General features: G+C 68.1%; 18 protein-coding genes and 3 pseudogenes. 11 read left to right on the top strand and 10 right to left on the bottom strand.

Annotated elements, in window-relative coordinates:
* Positions 1–693: 693 nt before the first annotated feature.
* From ACFY2X_RS33860 to ACFY2X_RS33875, 4 genes are all read left to right on the top strand, one after another.
* Positions 694–1,818 carry a tyrosine-type recombinase/integrase gene (locus tag ACFY2X_RS33860; RefSeq protein ID WP_389946682.1) on the top strand — a complete coding sequence of 375 codons (1,125 nt, stop codon included), beginning with the start codon at positions 694–696 and terminating at the stop codon, positions 1,816–1,818.
* The gene (locus ACFY2X_RS33865; protein WP_389946684.1) at positions 1,815–2,315 is read left to right on the top strand and encodes a helix-turn-helix domain-containing protein; all 501 of its coding nucleotides are present in this window, start codon (positions 1,815–1,817) and stop codon (positions 2,313–2,315) included. Before ACFY2X_RS33860 ends, ACFY2X_RS33865 begins: the two co-directional genes overlap by 4 nt.
* Positions 2,316–2,484: 169 nt before the next feature.
* Positions 2,485–3,627, top strand: coding sequence for a hypothetical protein (locus tag ACFY2X_RS33870; protein ID WP_389946686.1), 1,143 nt, complete (start codon positions 2,485–2,487; stop codon positions 3,625–3,627).
* A gap of 508 nt (positions 3,628–4,135) precedes the next feature.
* Positions 4,136–4,672 carry a hypothetical protein gene (locus tag ACFY2X_RS33875; RefSeq protein WP_389946688.1) on the top strand — a complete coding sequence of 179 codons (537 nt, stop codon included), beginning with the start codon at positions 4,136–4,138 and terminating at the stop codon, positions 4,670–4,672.
* Between the two features lie 95 nt (positions 4,673–4,767).
* Here the strand turns inward: ACFY2X_RS33875 and ACFY2X_RS33880 are convergent, their stop codons facing one another.
* Both ACFY2X_RS33880 and ACFY2X_RS33885 read right to left on the bottom strand, forming a co-directional pair.
* The gene (locus tag ACFY2X_RS33880; protein WP_389946690.1) at positions 4,768–4,908 is read right to left on the bottom strand and encodes a hypothetical protein; all 141 of its coding nucleotides are present in this window, start codon (positions 4,906–4,908) and stop codon (positions 4,768–4,770) included.
* The gene (locus ACFY2X_RS33885; RefSeq protein WP_389946692.1) at positions 4,905–5,762 is read right to left on the bottom strand and encodes a recombinase family protein; all 858 of its coding nucleotides are present in this window, start codon (positions 5,760–5,762) and stop codon (positions 4,905–4,907) included. The genes ACFY2X_RS33880 and ACFY2X_RS33885 overlap by 4 nt, the downstream gene beginning before the upstream one ends.
* Before the next feature lie 234 nt (positions 5,763–5,996).
* Here ACFY2X_RS33885 and ACFY2X_RS33890 point away from each other — a divergent pair.
* A pseudogene (locus ACFY2X_RS33890) lies at positions 5,997–6,095 on the top strand (3-oxoacyl-ACP reductase); the annotation flags it as partial.
* Between the two features lie 24 nt (positions 6,096–6,119).
* On the opposite strand, the gene ACFY2X_RS33895 reads toward ACFY2X_RS33890, so the two are convergent.
* Both ACFY2X_RS33895 and ACFY2X_RS33900 read right to left on the bottom strand, forming a co-directional pair.
* On the bottom strand, positions 6,120–6,812 hold the full coding sequence (locus tag ACFY2X_RS33895; RefSeq protein WP_389946694.1) for a response regulator: 693 nt from the start codon (positions 6,810–6,812) through the stop codon (positions 6,120–6,122).
* Positions 6,809–7,990 carry a sensor histidine kinase gene (locus ACFY2X_RS33900; RefSeq protein WP_389946696.1) on the bottom strand — a complete coding sequence of 394 codons (1,182 nt, stop codon included), beginning with the start codon at positions 7,988–7,990 and terminating at the stop codon, positions 6,809–6,811. The genes ACFY2X_RS33895 and ACFY2X_RS33900 overlap by 4 nt, the downstream gene beginning before the upstream one ends.
* Before the next feature lie 235 nt (positions 7,991–8,225).
* On the opposite strand from ACFY2X_RS33900, the gene ACFY2X_RS33905 reads away from it, so the two are divergent.
* On the top strand, positions 8,226–9,401 hold the full coding sequence (locus ACFY2X_RS33905; RefSeq protein WP_389946698.1) for a serine hydrolase domain-containing protein: 1,176 nt from the start codon (positions 8,226–8,228) through the stop codon (positions 9,399–9,401).
* A complete protein-coding gene (locus tag ACFY2X_RS33910; protein ID WP_389946700.1) occupies positions 9,398–11,620 on the top strand; it encodes an MMPL family transporter in 2,223 nt (740 codons plus the stop codon). The genes ACFY2X_RS33905 and ACFY2X_RS33910 overlap by 4 nt, the downstream gene beginning before the upstream one ends.
* Before the next feature lie 199 nt (positions 11,621–11,819).
* Here the strand turns inward: ACFY2X_RS33910 and ACFY2X_RS33915 are convergent.
* From ACFY2X_RS33915 to ACFY2X_RS33935, 5 genes and pseudogenes are all read right to left on the bottom strand, one after another.
* Positions 11,820–14,550 (bottom strand): annotated as a pseudogene (locus tag ACFY2X_RS33915) (Tn3 family transposase).
* Positions 14,490–14,768 (bottom strand): DUF4158 domain-containing protein, encoded by a 279-nt coding sequence (locus tag ACFY2X_RS33920; protein ID WP_389946702.1) that lies wholly within the window; start codon positions 14,766–14,768, stop codon positions 14,490–14,492. The pseudogene ACFY2X_RS33915 and the gene ACFY2X_RS33920 overlap by 61 nt, the downstream one beginning before the upstream one ends.
* A gap of 162 nt (positions 14,769–14,930) precedes the next feature.
* On the bottom strand, positions 14,931–15,203 hold the full coding sequence (locus ACFY2X_RS33925) for a hypothetical protein (RefSeq protein ID WP_389946704.1): 273 nt from the start codon (positions 15,201–15,203) through the stop codon (positions 14,931–14,933).
* Between the two features lie 91 nt (positions 15,204–15,294).
* A complete protein-coding gene (locus tag ACFY2X_RS33930; RefSeq protein WP_389946706.1) occupies positions 15,295–15,474 on the bottom strand; it encodes a hypothetical protein in 180 nt (59 codons plus the stop codon).
* Positions 15,475–16,052: 578 nt separating this feature from the next.
* The gene (locus tag ACFY2X_RS33935; protein WP_389946708.1) at positions 16,053–17,885 is read right to left on the bottom strand and encodes an amidohydrolase; all 1,833 of its coding nucleotides are present in this window, start codon (positions 17,883–17,885) and stop codon (positions 16,053–16,055) included.
* A gap of 71 nt (positions 17,886–17,956) precedes the next feature.
* Between ACFY2X_RS33935 and ACFY2X_RS33940 the strand changes: the two genes are divergently transcribed.
* Both ACFY2X_RS33940 and ACFY2X_RS33945 read left to right on the top strand, forming a co-directional pair.
* Positions 17,957–18,157 carry a hypothetical protein gene (locus ACFY2X_RS33940; protein WP_389946709.1) on the top strand — a complete coding sequence of 67 codons (201 nt, stop codon included), beginning with the start codon at positions 17,957–17,959 and terminating at the stop codon, positions 18,155–18,157.
* Complete coding sequence (locus ACFY2X_RS33945; RefSeq protein WP_389946711.1) at positions 18,154–19,137, top strand: hypothetical protein; 984 nt, start codon at positions 18,154–18,156, stop codon at positions 19,135–19,137. The genes ACFY2X_RS33940 and ACFY2X_RS33945 overlap by 4 nt, the downstream gene beginning before the upstream one ends.
* Before the next feature lie 28 nt (positions 19,138–19,165).
* Here the strand turns inward: ACFY2X_RS33945 and ACFY2X_RS33950 are convergent, their stop codons facing one another.
* On the bottom strand, positions 19,166–20,470 hold the full coding sequence (locus tag ACFY2X_RS33950) for an MFS transporter (protein ID WP_389946713.1): 1,305 nt from the start codon (positions 20,468–20,470) through the stop codon (positions 19,166–19,168).
* A 573-nt stretch (positions 20,471–21,043) separates the two neighbouring features.
* Between ACFY2X_RS33950 and ACFY2X_RS33955 the strand changes: the two genes are divergently transcribed.
* Together ACFY2X_RS33955 and ACFY2X_RS33960 are read left to right on the top strand one after the other, a co-directional pair.
* Positions 21,044–21,784, top strand: a complete 741-nt coding sequence (locus ACFY2X_RS33955) for a DUF4158 domain-containing protein (protein WP_389946715.1) — start codon at positions 21,044–21,046, stop codon at positions 21,782–21,784.
* A gap of 507 nt (positions 21,785–22,291) precedes the next feature.
* A pseudogene (locus ACFY2X_RS33960) lies at positions 22,292–22,789 on the top strand (Tn3 family transposase); the annotation flags it as partial.
* Between the last annotated feature and the right edge of the window lie 136 nt (positions 22,790–22,925).

A 22,925-nucleotide genomic window follows, 5' to 3' on the forward strand; every position in this document is an offset into this window, starting at 1 on the left:
GCCGGGAGACAAGTTGTTCGCCGCCGCCTGGAAGTTCCTCGGGGCGACACGACGACACGGACGTCTACTTCCAGAATGAGGCAATTCCGGGAGTGACTTCCGGAAACACAACCCCGGCAATCCAGCAGATCACCGGAACAACTTCCGGAAACACAAGTCGGTCGCGAGCCGTCGCGCTGCCCGGCCCGTACGCGGCGATGCTCGCCGATGCTCCTCGGAGAACATCTTCTCTGACAACGCACCATCCCACGTGCTGTGCCGGACGAGACCGGAACGAACGTAGCGACAGTGATCATCAACCCGCCACAGGCGGTCAAACGCCGCCGCTATCACAGGTCAGAGGCTACTTCGTTGGAAATTTCTTCATTGCTACAAGCGCCGCCTATTGCATCGGATGCGATCTGGCGACAGTTAGCAGTTCTGCTGTGGGACGTTCTTCCGTCCGGGGTCTGAGCTGGGCATTCAAGGGGCTCCAGTGAATTTCTTAGAGTAGCGGTATCAGTGGTGCCGGTGGGGGCCGCTATGCCGATCGTGTCTTTGACCTGCACACTCGCGGCCGGTCGCAGACGATGCGGAGATCTCGCATCAGGTGCGATCGACGGAGAGCGAGCTGGTGGCCTTGAAAGACCGGGACGATTCGGAATTCCGATCTTGTCGTGCCGTCGCCAGCTTGGTGCGCGATGAGGCGTCACGGTGAGCGGGCAGGTGCCGGGGTCGGCGCGGCTCGCACTGGTGTCCGGGGTGCCGCTGCTGCAGCCCGAGGAGCAGGTGTTCACCGCGATGCTGGAAGGGTTCGCCAACCAGCAGCTGGCACGCAATCTCGCCCGCACGACCATGGAGGGCCGGGAGAACACGGTGAAGGCGTTCGCGTCCTACGTCAACGCCTTCCCCTGGCAGTGGACCGCCGCGATGGTGGACGAGTGGCTGGGTGATCTGCGGTCGCTGCGAGATCTGAAGCGGTCGACGATCCGCGGCTACTCCCAGGCCATCAGCGCGTTCTGTGCGTATGTCACCGATCCGGCGTACGAGTGGGCTCAGCAGTGCGAGGCCAGGTTCGCCAGCCAACCGATCCAGGTCGTGCACGAGTGGAACACCGCCGTCCACGTCCAGGACAACGAGAGCGACCCGGGCAAGCGGGCGTTCACCCGGCCCGAGCTGGAAGCGTTCTTCGATCACGCCGATGAGCAGGTCGCCCGGATCCGGGCGTTCGGGCGCAAGGGCTGGCTGCCGGCGTTCCGGGACGCGGTCCTGTTTAAGACCGCCTACGCCTACGGGCTGCGCCGCAACGAGACCCGGATGCTGGACGTCGCCGACTTCAGCCGCAACCCGCACGGCCCCGAGTTCTGCGAGTACGGCGTCTACCTGGTGCGCTTCGGCAAGGCCAAGAAAGGCTCGCCGCCCAAACGCCGCAGCGTGCTCACGGTCTGGCCATGGACGGCCGAGGTCCTGGAGGAATGGATCACCGAGATCCGCCCGCACTTCGGCATTGACGGCAATCCGGCGGCCTGGCCGTCCGAGCGCGGCCTGCGCGTCGGCTGCCAGCGCCTCAACTCCCGGTTCGTCGCCTACCGGGACGCGCTCGACCTGGATCCCGCCTTGGATTTCCATAGTCTGCGAAGGTCGTACGTCACGCACCTGATCGAGGACGGCTGGGATCCCCGCTTCGTCCAGGAGCAGGTCGGCCATGAGCACGCCTCGACCACGGCGATCTACACCTGCGTGTCCTCCGACTTCCGGACCCGCACCCTGAGACGAGCCCTGGACACCACGGTGGCGCAGGCGCTGGCCTCCGTCGCCGCGAAGGGCGACCCGTCGTGAAGCGCAAGGTCACCTACTCCTGGCGGCTGCGGGAGATCATGGCCGCCCACGGCATGTTCGCCACGACCGAGCTGGTCCCGCTGCTCGCCGAACGCGAAATCAAGCTGTCGGCCTCCCAGGTCCACCGGCTCGTCACCGGAACCCCCGAACGGCTGTCCCTGCAGCTCCTGGCCGCGCTCTGTGACATCTTCCAGACCACCCCGACGGACCTCGTTCCGGTCGAGGCCCAGAACGCCGGAGTCCGCAAGACCGCCGACGGCGATGTCCCACCCCGCCACCCCCCACCCATCTACGGCCCCGACGAGCCCGGATCACCTCCGAAGGGTGAGCGTGAAACGGACCTGCACCCGGTGCCGGCGGTTGTCCTACCCCGCCGGCTGGTGGCCCGATGGGCTCGTCTGCCGAACCTGCGTCGACCGAGGGCTGCGGCTGCGCGGCACCTGCCCCGCCTGCGGTCGGTCCCGTCGCCTGCCCGGCCTGCGGCCCGAAGACGGTGAGCCGATCTGCAGCACCTGCGCCGGGTTCAAGCCGTGTTACTGCTGTTCACGCTGCGGTGAGGAGGGCAAGCTCCACGCCCGGCGCCTCTGCACTGGCTGCACCCTCACCGATCGGCTGACCGAGCTGCTCGACGACGGCACCGGCCAGATTCATCCCACCCTGTTGCCGTTGTTCCATTCTCTGACCAGCATGGAGAACCCGCTCGCCGGGCTGACCTGGCTCTACAAGTACAGCCCTGACATGCTCCGCGGCCTGGCAGATGGCAGCATCGAGCTCACCCACGAAGCCTTTCACCAGCTGCCGCACGGGCGGGCCGCGTCCCACCTGCGCGAGCTCCTGATGGCATGCGGATTGCTCCCCAAGGTCGACAAGCAGATCTGCTTGCTGGAACGCTGGCTCGTCCACCACCTCGACGCCATCACCGATCCCGACCACGCCCAGATCATCCGCCGGTTCGCCACCTGGGAGATCCTGCCCCGCCTGCGCCGCATCGCCGAGACCAAACCCGTCAAGCCCTCCAGCCGGAGCTATGCCGGACAGCAGATCATCTACGCCGCCCGCTTCCTGACCTGGCTCGCCGACCGGAACCTCACCCTGGCCGACTGCCGTCAGGCGCACCTCGACGCATGGGTCACCGAGCACACCGCGGACGAACGCAACGGGTTGCGCGTCTTCCTTCAGTGGTCTCAGCGCAACAAGCTGGCGCGGCCCCTGAAGCTCATGCCGCACACGGCCCGGCGCGCCGCCCCGCTCACCGCCCAGCAGCGGCTCGCCCTCCTCGGCGAGATCCTCATCGACCAGACCGGACCGCCCCACGCCCGCGTCGCCGCGATCCTGCTGCTCCTCTACGCCCAGCCAGTCAGCCGCCTGGTCCGCCTCACCCTGGCCGACGTCATCCGAGACGGAGAACAGGTGCTCATCCGGTTCGGAACCCCACCCTCGCCCGTCCCCGCGCCGTTCGCCACCACGCTGCTCGGCTACCTCGCCAACCGGTCGAACATGCGCACTGCCACCAACCCCGCCTCGACGTGGCTCTTCCCCGGCCGGCGGGCCGGAAAGCCGTTGCGGCCCGAGTGGCTCGCCAAACAGATCCGCCAACTCGGCATCTCAACTCTCCCTGCCCGCGGAGCAGCCCTCCGCCAGCACATCCAAGCCAGCCCCGCCCCGATCATCGCCGACGCCCTCGGCTTCCATCCCGTCACCACGGCCAAGCTCGCCGCCGAGACCGGAGCCACCTACAACCGCTACGCCCCAGGCGACCACACACAGTCACCGCTACCCAGGCCACCCCGCCGAACTGACGACAGTTGAATAAGCGAGCCCACCAGTCCCGGACCCCATGAGGTCATCACCAGCCTGGTCATAGTCATCGGCCTGGTCGTCACCGGCGTCGGCCTTACCACCGCGCTCATCATCGTTCTGTACGCCCTGACCTGTCGGGTTTTCAGCCTCCGGCGGAGGTCTCGGCTCCGGGATGATCGCGAGGAGCAAGGCTCCGTTCTTGGGTGGCTGAGGTAGGGCCCGATCGTCCCGTCTGCCACGTTCCAGGCAAGCCCACCATCCCGACTCCTCCGGATCAAGGCCGTCTGTGACCGTTGGCATCCAATGACCGAGGAACGGCTACCGGTTGACGTACCGCGAAGACGACCTTGGTCCTCCGTCCCCGGGCTGTCGCCCCTCCGGGGTGGGGTGAGGTAGACGGGACGATCAGGCCGGGCGAGGCGCGCGTGGTGCGCCATACCTGCATCAGGCTGCCCTTTCGCAGATGCTGCCACATCCTCTAGCTTGTCCGTCAGCCTAGAAGTTGACCATGTCTTTCATGCCCGGGCAGGAGCCCCCGTTGACTTTTTTCTGTGAGTACTACCGAGCAGCGAATCGTGAGGTAGCGATCATGCAGCCAAAACATTCCCGCGTGATCGCCGACCCTTCTCGTGGGGTTCCCAAGTTCGACGCCGTGGAGACCCAATGGATCGATCCTCACGTGATCCTGGGTCAGCTCGTGGCGTTCCTCGGTGACGTCGACTTCTCCTTGGATCTGGTCGACACGGTGACCTTGTACCCGTCGCCAGAGGGAGCCCCACAAAGCGACGAGGAGTGGGATGCCCTGCCGGAAGACTCTCCCTACCTGGACGGGCCGGGTATCAATGAGCTGTCGGTAAACGTGCGTGACATCCTCGCCGGCGCAGACAACTCACGTCTACCGGCGGCGGCGGAGCAGTGGGCGAAGATCGAGGAATTCTCGTCCTCCTCCCCAGTTGACATGGAATACCTGCTGTCCCTGACTGAGGATCTCGTCGGGCTGGCCCGCCGGGCTAAGGAAAACAATCAGATGCTCTACTGCTGGATAGGCGGGTGATCAAAGGCTGTACCGCCACAATCACAGGAGAGACGGCAAGGGGTCACCGGGCCGTTAGCGAGCGATTAAGGGTAGTCAACAGCGGTTAATCGCGGTCACTCGCCGGGAGCTCGATGCCCGCTGTCTTGCTCGGCGAGCATCTGCTGGTAGGCCTCGCGGACGATGGCCTGCATCGCTCCCCGCCGTACCCGGGTGTGAGTAGTTGCGGTACCGAAAGTGCCGCTGAGATTGATCATGGTCCGGCTGGCGTCGGGGTGAGCGGATCATCCGGCCGCCGGATGCGGACTCGGCGGGGGCGGTGGGGGATGTCGTCGGCGTCCTGGAGGTCGGCGAAGTCGGCGCGGGCCGCCGCGATGGCTTCGGGGTACGCCTCCCTCTTCTCGTGCTCGGCGAGCGCGCGGTAGATGCTCGCGACGCTGGGAGCCTGACCTTTGCGCTTGCCCGTGGGGATGATCAGGTCGGGCTGGATCTGCTCGACCGATTCCCCGTTCGCGCGGCGACGGAGCACGGTGTGGAGCATGTCGTCGGTGATGACGGGCGGCCGGCCGCCGTGCTTGCCCTTGCGGGCCGCCGCGTCGAGTCCTTCGAGGGTCGACTCCCGGATGCTCTCCCGCTCGGTCTCCGCCATCGCCGCGAAGAACGCGAACAGCAGTCGGCCCGGCCCGCTGGGGTCGTACATCCCGGTCAGGGGCCCGGCGAGCATCTCCAGGACCAGGCCGTGGGCGGTGAGGTGGTCGGCGAGCGCGGTGAGTTCGGCGGCGTCGCGTCCGAGGCGCTTCATCTCGTACACGGTGAAGATGACCCGGCAGTGCGGGGCGTGGGCCTTGATCTGGCGGGCCAGCGCGAGCGCGGCCTCGAACTGTGGCCTTACGCGCACCCGGGTGCTGATCTTCTCGGAGAAGATCTTCTCGCGGCCGATGCCGTGCGCGGACAGCGCGTCCAGTTGCGATTGCAGCTCCTGAGTGAGCGAGCTGCACCGTGCGTACCCGATGCGGATGTCGGCGGTCGGAGCGTCCGGTGCGAGGGCGAGCGGAACCGGGGTGCCGGGGCGCCACGGCTGGCCGGGTCCGCGGTCGGCGGGGGTCGGCACACGCAGGAGCTTGGCGAGCCGGCTTCACGACGTCGAGCCCGGCGGCACGGGCCTGCGTGGACATCCGCGCCTGGATGGACCAGTGGAACGAGGCCCCAAGCCGTTCGCGTGGACCAAGACAGCCGAGGAGATCCTCGAATCCCTCGCTCAATATTGCCGACGAATTTCAGGTGGATGACACTAGCCCCAGCTCAGGGCGGTATCCGACGGTAATCCTGCCAGTGCGGGACCCCGGAGGACCTCGCGGGCGCCGCCGTCTTCCTGGCCTCAGCGGAGTCGGTCTGGGTGACGGGCGGTGACCTGGTCGTGGACGGTGGCGACGCGGTGGTGTGAAAGCATCCGCACCGGCAGGCCGCGCTATCCGGCGGGCGGGTTCCCGGTTACCTGGCGGGCGGTGACCAGGCCTGATTCGTAGGCCGCGATGACCGCCTGGGCGCGGTCGCGCACGGAGAGCTTGTCGAAGATGCTGGTGATGTAGTTCTTGACGGTAGAGAGGCTGAGGCCGAGGGCGCGGGAGATCTCGGTGTTGTCGAGGCCCGTGGCCATCAGCCGCCATACCTCGACCTCGCGGGGTGTGAGTTCGTCCAGGCCCGTGGGTGTCGCCCGGGTGCCGTGAGGCGCCCGTACGTAGGTGGAGATCAGCCGGGTGAGCAGGCGTGGCGCGACGGCGGCGTCGCCTGCGTGGACGGTGCGGATCGCCGCGCTCAGGTCCTCAGGTGAGCTGTCCTTGGGCAGGAACCCATAGGCTCCGGCGCGCAGGGCGCCCACGAGGTACTCGTCCATGTCGAAGGTGCTGAGGGCCAGGACCCGGCTGCCGGGCACGGTGGCGGCGAGTTCCCTGGTCGCGCCGACTCCGTCGAGGACGGGCATCCTGATGTCCATCACCACGACGTCGGGGCGTAGTTGGCGGGCAAGGGTGACGGCCTGCGCGCCGTTCTCGGCCTCTCCCACGACCTCGAAGGACGGGTCGGGGGAAAGGATCAGCGACAGGCCGCGCCGTACCAGCAACTGATCGTCCACGATCAGCACCCTGATCGGCGGCGCGGTCATTGGTGCGCCCCTTCGTGCTGGACGGCCTCGTCCGTGGTCAGCGGCAGGTCGGCCACCACGGCGAACCCCCCGTCGGCCTGCGGGCCCGCGGTGAGGGTGCCGCCGTGCAGGGCGACGCGTTCGCGCATGCCGATCAGGCCGTATCCGCCGACGCGCGCCCCCTCCTGTGGCGGGCCGTCCCCGCCGTCGTCGCGTACTTCGACGATGACTCGATCCTGACGGTAGGTCAGCTCCACGGACGCGCGGGCGGCCCCCGCGTGCTTGCGGGTGTTGGTGAGGGCCTCCTGAGCGATCCTGAACACCGTGAGGCCGACGGTCGGCGGCAACGGGCGCCGCTGCCCGTGGACGCTGAACTCGGTCGGCACTCCGGCGAAGCGGGATTCGGCCACCAGGCGGCCGAGGTCGTCGATACCAGGCTGGGGCTGGGACGGCGCGACCTCGGGTTCGTCGCTGTCCCGCAGGACGTCCAGGAGCTGGCGCATCTCGCGCAGCGCGAGGCGCCCGGAGGACTCGAGGGTGACCAGGGCGTCCTTGACCACCTCCGGTTCTGCGAGGTTGGCCCGCGCTCCGCCGGCCATCAGCTGCATGGTGGTGATGTGGTGGGCCACGATGTCGTGCAACTCCCGTGCGATGCGGCGGCGTTCGTCGGCCACCGCACGGTCGGCGAGGAGTCTGCGGTTGGCGTCCACCTCCCGCTGCCAGCGGTTCATCGCCATGGCGGCGCCGACGACGATCAGGGTGGTGAGCGGCGGGGTGATCGCGTCCTGCCAGGGCGGAATGCGGCCGTTGCTCTGGCTCAGCAGCGTCACCGCTACCGTGACGACGGCCGCGAGCGCCGTCACGCGGCCGGGGCAGGCCCTGGCCGCCGAGTACAGGGCGACCACCAGCACGGCGCCGAAGTGCCGGGGCAGCGGCACGGTCAGGGTGGCCGTCGCGTCGAGTGCCAGGACGGCGGCGAGCGCCGCCACCGGGTGGCGGCGCCGGGCCAGCAGCGGCAGGGCTGCCAGCGCGACGAAGAGGAACCCGGTCACGCTCACGGTGTGCCGGCCGTCGGAGGCGTTGAAGAACACGTAGCTGAGCAGGTTCATCACGCACGCCCCGCCGGTCACGAGGGCGTCGTTACGGCTCCACGGCAGCTCCCGGGCATCGCCGGACCCGACGTATCGGCTCCTGGACATGTCTGACTTCCCCCTGTATCAGGCCTCTTGGCTCCCGAACCAGGGTTGCACAGCAGTCGGAATGCTCTCACCGCGCGGACCCGGACTAGGACCAGGGTCCTGGTCGCGGCCGCGGGGGAGGACTCAGGGCCCCGGTCAGGATCATCCGCTGCCAGGAGGTTTGCCGCTCTTCTGACTGATGGTCTGGATACCGGCCGGGAACCCCGGCACCAGGTGAATCTGCCAGGAGGCAAAAATGAGTGTTGGCCAGCGCCGATTCCATGCGGTCGTGGCGACAGCGGCCGTGGCCGTGTCGGCCGGTGTGCTGGCGGTGAGCCCGGCGCACGCTTCTTCCCCCGGTTACGACCGGGCGGCCCTGCAAGCGGACCTGGACGCGATCCGCGACGCCGGCACGCTGGGCGTGCAGGCTCGGGTGCGCTCGCCCCGCGCCAATCTGGCCGCATCCAGTGGTACGGCGGTGCTGGGCCGTCAGGTGCTGGTCCCGAGCGGCGGGCATTTCCGGATGGGCAGCAACACCAAGACCTTCGTCGCCGCCGTGATCCTGCAGCTCGAGGCGGAAGGGCGGCTCTCCGTCAACGACAGCGTCGAGCGGTGGCTTCCCGGGCTGGTGCGCGGCAACGGCAACGACGGGCGCGCGATCACCGTCAAGCACCTGCTCCAGCACACCAGCGGCCTGCACGACTCCGTAGGCGACATCGAGAAGAAGATGCACACGGAGCGGGGTTACCGCACCTACCGGTTCCTGCGCATGAGCCCGCGGCGGCTGGTGGCGCTCAGCGTCGGCCATCGACCGCTGTTCGCCCCCGGCTCCCGCTGGAGCTATTCCAACATCAACTACACCTTGGCCGGGATGATCATCGAGAAGGCCGCCGGCAACTCCTGGCGCGAGGAGGTGACGCGCCGGATCATCAAGCCGCTGAAGCTGCGGAACACGACCCTGCCCGGCGACTCCCCGCTCCTGCCCAAGCCGCACGTGCAGTCCTACACCGAGGACGCCAAAACCGCGCGCCCGTTCCGCTCCACCCTGCTCAGCCTCGGCTGGGCCGGCGCGGCGGGCGAGGCCGTCACCACCACAGAAGACCTGGCCAGGTTCTGGCGTGCACTGCTGGGCGGGCAGGTGCTGTCGCAGCAACAGCTGAAGAAGATGATGACCACGGTCCCCGTCGGCGTGCCCGGCAGGGAGTTCGGGCTGGGTATGGCCAAGCAGCGACTGAGCTGCGGAGTCACGGCCTGGACGCACCCCGGCGGCACCCCCGGGTTCATCACCGACAACGCCGTCACCCAGGACGGCCGTACCAGCGTGATCGTCTCCCGGACCACCTACCCCGGCACGCGAGAGCAGGGCCAGGCCACGGCCCGCCTGATCGACAACGCACTCTGCGCCGCCTCCGTCCGCAGGAGCACGTCGTGATCCGCGCCTTGACCGGATATTCCACCAGACACCCATGGAAGGTCATCGCCCTCTGGGCGGTGCTGGGCGTCGCGTTGAGCGCCCTGACCCCGACCCTGTTCGACCGGGTCACCCAGAACCAGACCGGGGACTTCCTGCCCCGCAGCTACGACTCGGCCGCCGCCCTGAACATCGCCAAGGAGCGGTTCGGGGTGAATCCCGACGCGACCACGGTGACGGTGCTGGTCGCCCGCTCCGACGGCAAGGCCCTCAACGCCGCTGACCAGGAGCGGGTCGAGGCCGAGGCGGCGAAGCTGGCCAAGCGCCGGGTGATCATGCCAAGGGAGGACGACGGTCCGCAGCAGTACCTGGTCCCCGACCGCTCCCAGACCCCCACGATCGCCCCGGCGATGACGGCGCCCGACCGGAGTTTCGAGCTGCTCTCCGTCGAGCTGATCGGCAATCGTGCGGATAGGGGCGTCCAGGGCGTCTACCGGACCTTCAGGGACGCCGCCCGGACGCAGTTCTCAGAGGCGGGGATGCGTACCGGTTTCACCGGGCCTCTCGCCGACGCCGTCGACACCGTCGATTCCCGCAAGATCGCCACGACAGTCGGGGGCGGGCTCATCATGGGGCTCATCATCCTGCTCAACGTACTGGTGTTTCGCAGCGTGCTGGCGGCCCTGCTGCCGTTGCTCGCGGTCGCCCTGATCGGCTTCGTGGCCGCGGGTGCCGTCGCGGGCGCCGCGATGATCACCGGGCTCAAGCTCGACGCGAGCACCCCCGGGCTGATCAACGTGGTCTTGTTCGGCATTGGCATCGACTACCTGTTGTTCCTGCTGTTCCGCTTCCGCGAGGCACTGCGGGCCAGGCCCGAGCAGTCAGCCCGCGAGGTGGCCGGGCAGGTCTCCGGCCGGGTGGGCACCGCGATCACCTCGGCGGCGCTGACCATCGTGGCCGCCTTCGCCACGCTGGGACTGGCGACCTTCGGGCAGTTCCGCTCGATGGGCCCCGCGATCGCCGTCGCGATCCTGGTGATGCTGCTCGGCAGCCTCACCCTGCTGCCGGCGCTGCTCGCGGCCACCGGCCGCAAGATGTTCTGGCCCTCCAGCACGGCCTTGCACCGCGAGACGCGCGAGGGCCGTGCCGCCCGCTTGGGTGAGCTGGTCACGCGACGCCCGCTGATGATGCTGACCGCCTCTGTCGCCCTGCTCGCCGCACTGGCCGCCGGGCTGATCGGCATCCGCATGGACTACGGCCAGGGCAGCCCCGGCACCCAGACCCCCGCCGCGGCCACCGCGGCCGAGATCTCCCATGCGCTGCCGGCCGGCGTGTCGGACCCGACGAGCGTCTTTGTTACCTCCAAGGACGACGGCGCCCTCACCGCCGACCGGCTGGACGGTCTATCCCGTGCGCTCACCCAGGTTAAGGGTGTGGGCCAAGTCGCGAAGACCGTCCTGAACAAGGACCACCGCGCCGCCAGGATCGACCTCTATCCGACCGCGGACCCGCAGAGCCAGCAGGCCCGCGACCTGGCCTCCGGACCGATCAGGGCCACGGTCGCCCAGCACACGCCCGCCGGGACGACGGCACACGTGGGCGGGACCCCGGCGATCATCGCCGACATCTCGACGGCCGTCGAGCACGACCTCACGATCGTGTTCCCGGTCGCGGCCGCGCTGATCGCGCTGATCCTCCTGCTGCTCCTGCGCAGCCTGCTCGCGCCGGTGATCCTGATGCTCTCCGTCGGGCTCGGCTTCGCCGCCATCCTCGGCGCCGCCACCCTGCTGTTCCAGCACATACTCGGCAAGCCGGGCGTCAGCTTCACCCTCCCGCTCGTGTTGTTCCTGTTCGTCGTCGCCCTGGGCACCGACTACAACATCCTGATCACCGACCGGATCCGGGAGGAGATGCGGCGACCAGGTCCGGCCCGCGCCGCCGTGGCCCGCGCCGTACGGCACACGACACCGGCCATCACGACGGCCGGCGCGGTGCTAGCCGCTTCCTTCGCCAGCCTCGCCACGTCCTCGGGCAACGAACAGATCGCCTTCGCGATGACGCTGGGCATCATGGTTTCCGCGCTTGTGGTGTCGCTAGTGCTGGTCCCCGCACTCGCCGCACTGCTCGGTCGGGCCGTCTGGTGGCCGGTCCGCCCTCGACCTACCACGAACCCGCAGGACCGTGCGCCCGAACCCGCCCCGGCACCCGACCGGGCCCCAGCCTCTTGGGGCTCGCCATAGCCGCCGCCCCTGACGGCATGGAAGGGGTACGGCCGGAGTACGCCAGAAACACACCGCTTGGTGCAGGTATCTCGCCTGGTGTCAGCAGCCGTGTCGTCGTGCTCGGAGGTGATGCGGGCAGAGGTCTCCCGCCGAGACTGTTCCGACCCGAGGGAAAGCGCGTACGGTACAAACGGTTCCGGTGCAGGTTCACCCCCGATTACCGCTGACCGGGGGTGCGCAGCGGCCGGAAGTTGCCCTCGCGCACAGCCTCGGGCCGGGAGAAGTTGTAGCGGCCCAGGAAGTTGAGCCACTCGAAGCCGAGCGGGGACAGGCGGGCGATATCGGCGGTGGCTATCTTCTTGCCCTCGGCGCGGATCTGTTCCAGCGCGCGGGCCGTATAGACGGTGTTCCACAGAATGCAGACGTTGGTTAGCAGGCCCAACGCCCCTAGTTGATCTTCCTGCCCTTCCTTGTACCTCTGGCGTAGCTCGCCTTTCTGCCCGTGGAAGATCTTGCGGGCCAGGGTGTGGCGGGCTTCTTGCCGGTTCAGCTGGGTGTTGACCCGCCGGCGCAGCAGTTCGTCGTTGAAGTAGGAGGCCAGGTAGACCGAGCGATCCAGCTTGCCCAGCTCCATCAGAGCGCGGCCGATCGGAGTGGGGGTGCCGTCGCCGGTCAGGTAGCGAAACAGCTCGGCCGGGCGGACCGCACCGGTCTGCAGGGAGCCGGCCACGCGCAGCAGGTCGTCCCAGTGGTCGTTGATGAGGCCGATGTTCACCCGGGTTTTGATCATGGTGTTGAGGCGGCCGTAGAAAGCAGCAGGGTCAGCCCGGTACAGGGTGGAGCTGCCGACGTCAGCCAGGCGCGGGGAGAACTGCCAGCCCAGCAGCCGGAAGACGCCGAAGGCCAGCTCCGAGGCGCCGGCGGTGTCGGAGACGATCTCGGTGGGCCGCAGCGAAGTCTCCTGTTCCAGCAGGCCTTCCAGGATGTAGTACCAGTCCTTGGGGGTGCCCGGGATGACGATGCCATGGAAGCCGGTGAACTGATTCGCCGCCGCCCCAGGTCTGCACGATCTCCTGGGTGGCGTGGTAGTCGACCAGGGTGGCGTTGGCGGCGGTCAGCGTGGCGGCGCGGATGTAGTTCTGCTCGGCCCAAAACAGCCGGTCCAGAGCGAGCGCCGGTTCGTGGTCGCTGGCCATGGGCCGCATCCCGACATTCATGGCCTGGGCGACCAAGACGGCCGCGATCGACTTGACCATGTCCTCTCGCCGGGAGGGCGCCTCGCCGGACACATGAGTGAAGGCGTCCAGGCAGCCGGTCCACGAGTGCACTTCCAGCAGCACTTCGGGCAGGTCGACGACGGGCATGCGGGCCTCGACGTCGGCGCGTAGCGCGGTCAGTGAGGCGGGTTCGTCCAGCGCTTCCAGCCCGGTCAGGACGAGGTGGTCCTTGCCTTCGGGGGATTTTTCGATGCGCAGCCACTCGTTGCGCACCGATTCCTCGCCCGACAGGCCCGCGGCCAGCTGCTTGTAGGCGAAGTCCAGGGTGCGCGCCCACCGCTGCGTGTCGGCGCCCGGCTCGGCCGACAGGTCCAGGTCGCGGCAGACCATGGCGCGGGCTTTGTCCCAGGCCACTCCGGCCAGCAGCCCGGCGGTGGGGTCGCCCCATTTGGGCAGGCCGGGCACGAACACCTCGTGGCGGCGCAGGCACTCGCGTAGCCGCTCGACAGTGGCCACCGTGTAGGCCAGCGTGTTGACCTCGCCAGCCTTCTCCCCTCGCTTGGGGAAGACCCGCCGGTGCCAGGCCGAACTCAGGTGCGCCGACGGCACCTCATCCGGGCGCACGGGGCTGCGGCGCCGTTCCAGGCCTTTGAGGAAGTCGATCGCCTCCAGCAGCTCAAAGCCGCGGCGCGCGCCCTGCCCACCGCCGGAGCGACCGGCTTCGGCCGCGCCGGCGTGGAAGTCGATGACCTTCAGCAGCTTGGTCAAGAACCGGCGGATGGTGGCGTAGCGTTGCAGCAGCTGGTCGTGGAAGTCCTCATCGGGCTCTTGGGCGAGCTCGCCGATGACCTCGGCCGCGGCGTGGATGGCCAGCAGGTCCATGCCGTCCAGCGCGGCCCGCACATCACCGTCCGGGTCGGCGGCCACATCCCGGATCGCCAGCCACACCTCGCGCAACACGATCGCGGCGCTGTCCAGGTCCTTGAGCGTGCGCAGCCGCTCCTTGCCCGCCTTGAACGCCGACGTCCGCACCAGATCACCCATCGCCAAGTCGAACACCTCGATCGCCTCATCAGCCGAGACCGGCTCCATCACCGCGGCGAAGGCGACCAGGGTGGCCAGCTTGCGATCCCCAGCGAGGTCGGCGACCGCCTTGGCCCTGGCGGCCTTGGCGAAACGGGCCAGCGCGGCGACCTTCCCGGCCGGGACCGCCGATAGATCCCACGCTGAGGCGCCCAGGCCGCGTAACTCCACATGCCGCTCCAGCGCCTTGCCCACCCCGGCGCCGGACACGTCGGTCGGGCTCTTGCGCAGCCGGTCCAGGCCCGAGATCCGCCGTCCCTCGGCCACCGTGACCAGCTCTTCCAGCGCGTCCTTCTGGTTCGGGCTGGGCAGCGAGGCCAAGATCTTGTACTGGCGCAGCGCGACCCGCTCAGGGATCTCCGACACCAGTCGTTCCACCGTGCTGATGCCGGGTAGCAGAATCTTCGCCTCGACCAGGCGGTGGGTGAGAAGGTCCAGCAGCACGATCGGGCGTTCGTTATTCGACCAGGCCCGCCGGTAGATCCAGCACGCCAGCGCAAACGCGTGCTCCTCGAACACCTCAAAGCCGTAGGCTTCACGGATCTGCTTCTGGTGATCCCAGCGCGCCTCCTTCTCCCCGTACCCCTTCAGCGCGGAGGCGTCCAAGCCGAGTTGCTCGGCGACGTAGTCGACCACCACGGCGGGCACGTCCTCGGGATCGGTTCGGTCAGGAAGCAGTTCAAGAACCGAGCCGTCCCGAGCTGGACGGCATAGCCGAGCTGGTTGCGGGCCCCGTTGGCGGCCATCGCCCGCCGCCGGTCAGCGGCTTCCAGGTGGAAGAACCCGCCCAGCTGGGTGAGGTCGGGGACCTCGTTGAACCTGCCCCACCGGCCACGCTGGTCCTCGGTGAGGAAGTTGACCGGCATCACGCACTCCCGCCGCTCGTGGGCCAGGCCGGGTCACCGGCCCGCTATCAGCTGAAAGTGTGGCACCTAAATGATCTTCGAGATGTCCGGCCAGAGCTCGCCGAGATATTGATCATGAAATGTAATGTTCGCCGTTCCCCGATCTCGCCATCCCAGCGAGGTTCAGGAGGGCCCCGGAGCGGGCGACAGCTCGGCCAGCATGCGCCGTACCTGCTCGTGTGACATCCCCACCTGCCGGCCGATCCGCCGCAGTCCCCACCCCTCATCCCGCGCATCGGCCATCGCCTGCGCCGAGGCCGCCGCCACCACGCCTTCCAGCATCACCCGCAGCTCCGCCAGCCTGGCCAGCCTGATCGCCGGCGCCACCCCCACCAGCTCCGCGCAGAACCGCTCAACATCCGCCCGGACGAACGCCACGCCCTCAGACTCCGCCATCGGGCAAGACTTGCCTGCTCAAGCCCCACTGTCAACAAATGTGACAGTAAGCCCGGTTCGCCGTACCGCTCCTACTCGGGGCCCAGGCTCATCAGGTCCCTCCCGGCGGTGAGGTGCGAGCCGTGGCGGCACGGTCAGCCGGAACATCGGGCAAGGGGCGGCCCAGGGGGAGGATAGCCGCGGCGGGCACGCCGTCCCGCAGTGCCGCGGCGTTGTCCTGCCAGCCGCCGGAATCGGTGGTGAAGACGGCCGCCACACCGGCGATTCGCACTTCGCCCAGGTCAGTGGCTTCAAGATCAACTCATGGCCGGCTCTGGCCGTATCTCGGCTGGACCCGCAGAAAGCCCAGAGTTCCCGCAAACCCAAGGGTCGACGTTGGACCGTTGGGGTGGTCTGGGAGGTTATGCACCCTTGGGTTCACCAAAACCCAAGGTCGTTCATGGCCAGCCGATCTCGGAGCGGTACCAGACAGTGCCCAGGACACGGCGACGGCGGCCGGCCCGGCCCGGCCCGGTGAGCGGCTGGGACGCCTGAGCTGGTGTACGGAGCCAACCCCCGCGTGATCAGGCGTTCTCTGTCAGAGCAACGCTCGACACCGGACCAAGGCGTCCATGGACGGGCCGGCCAGGCGCCTCCTCATCTTCACCACCACTACAAAAACCTCAACGAAGAGGAAGAGGCTTCACCGATCCCGAGATCCCTTCAACTGCTGGACCGACGTCTTCTGTATGGAGAACGCCCAGGTCCTGGAGCTATGGCGACGATGGAGGGCTCAGGGAACTGTGGGGTTATTCCTTACAGGACCCCGGCGTTGTCGCCGGGGTCCTGTGTGTCGGTGCGGTCGAGCCGTCAGCAGTGAGGTGCGAGCCCGACGGACACCGTCGGGCCGGGGTCGGCCTTGAGCTCGGCCGCCGGATAGACGGTACGGCCCGCTTTGATCGTCTCCACGACCTCGATGTTCCTGATCTCGTCGGCCGAGACCGTAACCGGGTTCGCGCTCAGGATCACCAGGTCGGCCAGCTTGCCCTCCTCGATGCTGCCCTTGGAGTCCTCCTCGAAGTACTGGTAGGCCGCGTTGAGCGTGATCGACCTGACCGCGTCCATGCGCGACACCCGTTGGCGCGGGCCGAGCACCGTGCCCGAGCGGGTCACGCGGGTGATCTGGCTGGCCAGGATCGCGATCGAGTTCGGCAGTGCGACGGGGGCGTCGTGGTGGGAGGTGTAGCGCATCCCGCGTGCCAGCGCCCATTGCGCGGGCGAGATGTTCTCGGCGCGCTCGGCTCCGAGGACGGTGTCGCGGTACCAATCACCCCAGTAGTAGGTGTGCATCGAGAAGAAGGACGGCAGGACGCCCAACTCCTCGAAGGCCGCGATCTGGTCGTCGCGGGCGGTCTGCGCGTGGATGGCGACGGTGCGACGATCGGCCGGGTCGGTTTCCTCGGTTGCCGTACGGACGGCGGAGATCAGCTGATCGATCGCCGCGTCGCCGTTGGCGTGCGCGATGACCTGCCAGCCGTGCTCGAATCCCGCGCGCACCTGAGCCGCAGCGAGATCGTTGTCCTCGATCGTCGGGTAGCCGCAGTAGTCCTTTTCCTGTCCGGGCGGTGGCGTCAGGTACGGCTCGGTCAGCCACGCGGTGCGGCCTTGCGGCGAGCCGTCCAGGAACATCTTGATCCCGGCCGCGCGCAAGCCGTTCGTGTAGGTCTCGCTCACCTGGACCTCGTCCGGGTGAGCGATGGCATCGTCGGCGCGGACGTAGGCCACCACGTCGAGTGTCAGGCCGCCGGGCGTCGCGGCCGCCGCCTTGCGCATCTGCTCGAGCACCTCCAGGGTCGCGGCGCCTTCCTGGAGGGTGGTGAAGCCGAAGCTCGCCGCCGCGCGCATGCCCCGAGGCAGAAACTGCGCGAGGTCTTGGGGGGCGAGGCCCGCGATGGCGGCGGCCGAGGCCGGGTTGAACGCGGTCTCCTCCAGCACTCCGTCCGGTTCGCCGTACGGCCGGGCCAGGGATGAACGGCGGCGGATCACACCGCCGTCCGGATCGGGCGTTCCGCGGCCGTAGCCCAGCAGTTCGAGGCCTTTGCCGTTGACCGCGCCCAGGTGGAACGACTGGTGGATGGCCAGCACCGGCCGCTCGGTGGAGACCTCGTCCAGATCGTCGCGGTCGGGGTGGCGGCGCTCGGCGAGCATCGCGTCGTCGTAGCCGAAGCCGACGATCCACTCGGATCGCCGTCCGACCTCGCTGTCGGCGAACTCACGCAACTTGGCCTGGAGAGAGGCGATGTCGGTGACATCACCGTCGGGCTCGGCGAGCAGACTCGCGATCGTGGCCTGGAGCCCGATCCCGGTCAGATGGCTGTGCGCGTCGATGAACCCCGGAAGCAGCGTCCGTCCTTCGAGATCGCGAAGGGCGGTGCGTTCGCCCCGCCAGTCGGCGACGGCCTGCTCGTGACCACCGACGAAGACGATCAAGCCGTCCTTGACGACGACCGCCTCGGGTGCTGCCTCGTCGGATGCGAAGGGCGCGTCGGACACCGTGACGATCTCCCCGCCGTAGTAGATGACATCGGCGTCTCCGGTAGGCGGGTCTTCGGGCTTCTCGGCTGGGAGCTCGGCGGACGGCCGGTTGTCCTTGTCGTCTCCTGCTGCCTGGATGCCATGGTGGGTGCGGTCCTCGTGCGTCATGCCGTTCCTCTCCCGTTGATCGCTTTGATGTTCGCTCTCCCCCTGCCGGAGTCGGGCCACGCCGACGAGGCGTGATCGGTCAGGTACGCGACGCGAAGAGTTCGAGCATTAACCATGTCCTCGGCACCACGATCGGGACGGACTGGACCGGCTCGCTCATCGCCGTCTGCACCGCAGCCGTGATCGGGGCCGCCCTCTACACCTTGGCCGCGCGAGTCCTCGGGATCACCGAGTTCAGAGCCCTCACCACCGCCCTGCGGATCAACCCGTGATCACCACGACTACCAGCCCCAAGCCACACAGGGCCCCGTATGGCGAGGTATTCAGACAGTTCCAATATCCGACGGTGCCGTTAAAGACCCGATCAGAAGCCGCCGAACGGGAGTTCCTCCGATACAAGAAGGTCACGGCCGACGGCCGTGTGGCCATCAACGACCCCAGCGACCTGTTCGATTTGATGCACTTGGATCAGCGGGCCGACCGCGTGCCGCCCAACGGCTGGTGCCTCCTGCCTCCGCGGCAGGTCTGCGCCAAGGGCAACGCCTGCTTGACGTGCGACAAGTTCGTCACTGACGCCTCTCACCGAGGTGAGCTGGAGCGACAGCTCGAAGACACCGAGAACCTGATCAGCCGACGGCAGACCCAGTTTACGGCGCGCCACGGCGAACCCATGGGAGCCGACAACATCTGGCTGGCCGGACGGACGGCCGAAACCACCGCCCTGCGAAAAGTCTTGATCTCCCTGGACGAACTGGCCATGCACAGCGATGGAAAGACGCGAGCGGTGCGGGGCGCAGGCACGCCCGGCCGACGAGAAACCACGAAGGAGACAACCGTTAACAGGCTCCCTGAACACCTGCGACGAGTAGCCGGCGCCCGCACGGCATCAGCCGAGCGGAAGGCTCGACGAGCTCTGCAGCGTCTGATCACAGCCCAGGAACCCATCAGTTTCGCCGCTGTTGCTCGGGCGGGCGATGTGAGCACCGACTTTCTCTACCGTCACGTGGAACTCCGAACGCAAATCGAACGACAACGGGCCGAACCTCGGCGGCACTCGTCCCTTGATGCCGCCTCTGACGATGAGGTCGGCAGCAGCTCCACCTCTGCCGCGGTGCGTGCGCTGGCTCGTAAACTCGATGACGAGCGACGAGCACGACGGCAAGAGGTCGCGGAACTCCGAAAGGCTCTGGAAACGGCCCAAGGTGAGAACCTCGCACTACGACGACGCCTCGACCGCTACGAGCCGGCATGACCGGAGAGTAACCGTCATCAAGTTGGCACTAGGCGGGGGCGCGCGGGGCCTTGTCATCGGTTGAAGTGTCGTCTCCGGCCGTGGAGGCTTCTCCAGTGAAGTGGCGCAACTCTGGGCTGAGCGCGGCTACAGCGGCGGTCAGACCGAGCAGTCCGCCTAGCACGATGAGTGCCGCCGCGCCGCCCAGCGCCGCAGCCACTGCCCCGCCGAGGACTGGCCCGATGGGCTTGAGCGCCATCCCGCCCATGCTCAAGACCGCGCCCATCCGGCCGAGCATCGCTTCCGGCACCATTCGTGCGACCACCACGTTCATCACCACGTTCAGTGAGGGCGTCGACAAGGTGATGAACACCAACGGAATCATCGGCCACCACGCCCCCCAGGGCAGTGCCGTGGCCGCCAGCGCGGCACCGAAGACCGTCACGACGGCCAGCAGTAGTCTGCCGGGAGGCAGGAGCTTGCTGATGCGGCCCGACAGCAGCGCACCGGTCAGTCCGCCGATACCGAGACCGGCCAGGACCGTGCCGGTGATGCGCGCATCACCGCCGCGTTCGCCGACGAGCACGATCAGCGGGATTAGGAACGCTCCGCCCAGCAGGTTGAGGACCATTACCGCTGCGGTGACCTCCCGCAGGCCATGTTGGCGCCACAGCCATGCGATGGCCTCAGCCGCTTCCCGGCGCATGCTACGCCGGATTGGCCGCCGCTCCTCGCCATCATCTCGTGCAGAGGTTTGCGGCTCGTCCGCCGGGCGGCGCGGCACCTTCGCGAAAGCGTAGACAAGTGTGGCGGCAAGGAAAGTGATGGTGTCGACGACGAAGGGCACTGCCCGCCCCAGGCCGTACAGCAGGCCACCGAGCGGAGGGCCGATCAGCCCGGCCGCGTGGGTACGGGCCTCCTCCTGCGCATAGGCACTGTGCAGTTGGCCCGAGGGGACGATGCCGCGGATCGCCGTGTCTCGGACGGGACCGATGAACGCGGCGCACAGCCCGTCCAGCACTGCCAGCGTGACGAACTGCCAGACCTGTACATGACCGGTGATGATTAACGCCGTCAGCAGCGCGGAGACAACCGCTTGGAGGCCCTGAGCAGTGATGAGCGTGCGGCGGCGGTCCCACCGGTCCACCCAGACGCCAGCTGGTATCTGGACCGCAAGGAAAGCGACGGTGCGGGCTCCAGCGACGATGCCCGCCAACCCAGGCGAGCCGGTGAGCGCCAGCACCAGCAGCGGCATGGCGAGCCTGGTGAGCTCCGACCCCAACTGGGAGACCGCGCTGCCGACCCATAGCAGTTGAAAACGCACGTTCTTGCGCAGCGGGACGATGTCGGTCACGAAGCGTCTTCCTTGGATGCGAGGCGCGGTCACCTGGCCTGAGGCGCCACTTTCGGAGGCGAAGGCTGCGCCGGTTCCGGCTTCGGACAGGCACGGGCGGGACCCGGAGAAGATACCTACCGGAGATGACGCTGTCTACTGAATAGAGCGGTCACGGGCACACGTGCTTTCCATGTTGGAAGCGGACCCATGAAGACGGTTGTCACCCTTTGGCGCAAGACCAGCCAGTAGAGGCACTTGATCGCTATCTCTATCAGCGGTATGTTGCCGACGTCTCGACCAGGATCTTCGAGTCACGCTCTCGCAGCAGGCACAGATACAACATGGTCGATGTCGACGTCGGAGGCGGCGCCCCAGGTGGCGCCGTCGAATGGGCTGTATCAGGAACCGCTGATGGCCGCGCAACTGGCCCAGTACTCCCGAAGCTACGGCGAGGGGCAAAGTAACTGATCGGTAGATATCAACTTCAGTGCGTAACCGTCACGGGTGGTGCATACCTGCCGGTAGGGAGCACCTGCCCTCTGATCATGATCTCTGTTCGTCGGGGATCATGATCAGGGAAAGGGCGCGCGGGTGCGGACTGAGTGGAAGCCGGACGAGCTGATCGATGCCTGGACGCTGGTGGAGGGCGACTGGGACCTGGTGGGCAACAAGAGCAGCGCGACCCGGCTGGGGTTCGCGCTGCTGCTGAAGTTCTACGAGATCGAGGGCCGCTTCCCCGCCTACCCCGAACAGGTCCCGTCGGCCGCGGTCGACTACGTCGCCTCGCTGGTGAAGGTGGATGCGGCCCTGTTCGCCAGGTACGCCTGGCACGGCCGGACGATCAAGTACCACCGGGCGCAGATCCGCGAGACCTTCGGCACCCGGCCGGCCAGTGAGGAGCGGTGGGTGCGCTGGCTGGCCGCCGAGGTGTGCCCGGTGGAGACCGACTCCGGCCGCCTGGCCGATGCGCTGCTGCGGCGCTGCCGGAGCGAGAAGATCGAGCCGCCCAGCGAGGGCCAGGTCGAACGGGTGGTCGCCTCGGCGGGGCGCCGGTTCGAGGACGCGTTCGCCGCGCAGATCACGCACCAGCTCGGGCCGCTGGTGTGCGGCCGGCTAGAAGAGCTGCTGGCGCAACCCGGGCTGCTGGCGCAGCTGAAGGCCGATCCGGGTCCGCTGGGGCTGGAGACGCTGCTGACCGAGATCGGCAAGCTGGCCATGGTGCGCGCTGGGCCTGAGCGAGGAGATCTTCGCCGGTGTCTCCGATCGGATCGTGGCGGCCTGGCGGGCGCGGGCGGCCCGGATGTACGCCTCGGACTTTCTCGCCTGCGATGAGCCCGTGCGCTACACGCTGCTGACCGCATTGTGCTGGACCCGGCAGGCCGAGCTGGTCGACGCGCTGGTGGAGTTGCTGATCGGGTTGATTCACCGGATCGGCGCCCGGGCGGAAAACGGGTAGAAAAGGAGCTGATCGGCCAGCTGGCCCCGGTGCCGGGCAAGCGCGGGATCTTCACCCGGATGGTCAACGCCGCCCTGGAGCGCCCGGACGACACCGTCCGGGCTGTGGTCTTTCCCGCGGTGCCCGGCGGGGAGAAGACGCTGCGGGAGCTGGCCCGGGAGTTGATGGCCACCGAGAAGGTCATCGCCGAGCGGGTGCGCTACCAGCTGCGCGGCTCGTATTCACACTACTACCGGAGGATGCTGGCGCCGCTGCTGGGCGCGCTGGTCTTTCGGTGCAACAACACCGCCTACCGGCCGGTGATGGACGCCATCGACCTGCTGGCCCGCTACGCGAGCGTCTCCAGCGACGAGCGGCTGTACCCGGTCGAGGAGGTCGTGCCGGTTGAGGGCGTGGTCAACGAGACCCTGGCCATGCGGGATACGGCCTGGTGGGGCGAGGTGACGACCACCGCCTCGGACTCCAAGCGATTCGGCTCGTGGGAGTCGAACCTGATGACCGAGTTCCACGCCCGCTACGGCGGCTACGGCGTGATGATCTACTGGCACGTGGACAAAGGCCGCGCCTGCATCTACTCCCAGCTGAAAAGCTGCTCCTCCTCCGAGGTCGCGGCGATGATCGAGGGCCTGCTGCGGCACTGCACCGGCGCCGACCGTGAGCATGCCGAGGTCTCCATGCTGGCGCTGCACCTGCTGCAGTCCTGCCTGGTCTACGTCAATACCCTGCTGCTGCAGGCGGTGCTGGCCGACCCGGCCTGGGCCGAGCGGCTCACGGCAGAGGACCGGCGCGGCCTGTCGCCGCTGTTCTGGTCGCACATCAACCCCTACGGCCGCTTCCACCTCGACATGGACAAGCGTCTGGACCTGTCCGGCGTCGCCTGAACGCAGCTTCTGGTCCTCCTGGTCCTCGTCACCGCCCGGCCGCCGCCCGAGCGCCCGCCACCACGACCCTTTGACGGCTTTGCCGCAGTAGACGACGTCGTGACGGCGCGCCGCCACCCACGCGGTGACGGCCTGC

The sequence above is a fragment of the Streptosporangium sp. NPDC000396 genome (assembly GCF_042898655.1).
GTDB lineage: Bacteria > Actinomycetota > Actinomycetes > Streptosporangiales > Streptosporangiaceae > Streptosporangium.

Coding starts and splice junctions, on each gene's coding strand:
- ACFY2X_RS33875 (WP_389946688.1), top strand. CDS start 4,136: ATGCCCGGGCAGGAGCCCCCGTTGACTTTTTTCTGTGAGTACTACCGA.
- ACFY2X_RS33880 (WP_389946690.1), bottom strand. CDS start 4,908: ATGATCAATCTCAGCGGCACTTTCGGTACCGCAACTACTCACACCCGG.
- ACFY2X_RS33895 (WP_389946694.1), bottom strand. CDS start 6,812: ATGACCGCGCCGCCGATCAGGGTGCTGATCGTGGACGATCAGTTGCTG.
- ACFY2X_RS33900 (WP_389946696.1), bottom strand. CDS start 7,990: ATGTCCAGGAGCCGATACGTCGGGTCCGGCGATGCCCGGGAGCTGCCG.
- ACFY2X_RS33905 (WP_389946698.1), top strand. CDS start 8,226: ATGAGTGTTGGCCAGCGCCGATTCCATGCGGTCGTGGCGACAGCGGCC.
- ACFY2X_RS33920 (WP_389946702.1), bottom strand. CDS start 14,768: ATGCCGGTCAACTTCCTCACCGAGGACCAGCGTGGCCGGTGGGGCAGG.
- ACFY2X_RS33925 (WP_389946704.1), bottom strand. CDS start 15,203: ATGGCGGAGTCTGAGGGCGTGGCGTTCGTCCGGGCGGATGTTGAGCGG.
- ACFY2X_RS33935 (WP_389946708.1), bottom strand. CDS start 17,885: ATGACGCACGAGGACCGCACCCACCATGGCATCCAGGCAGCAGGAGAC.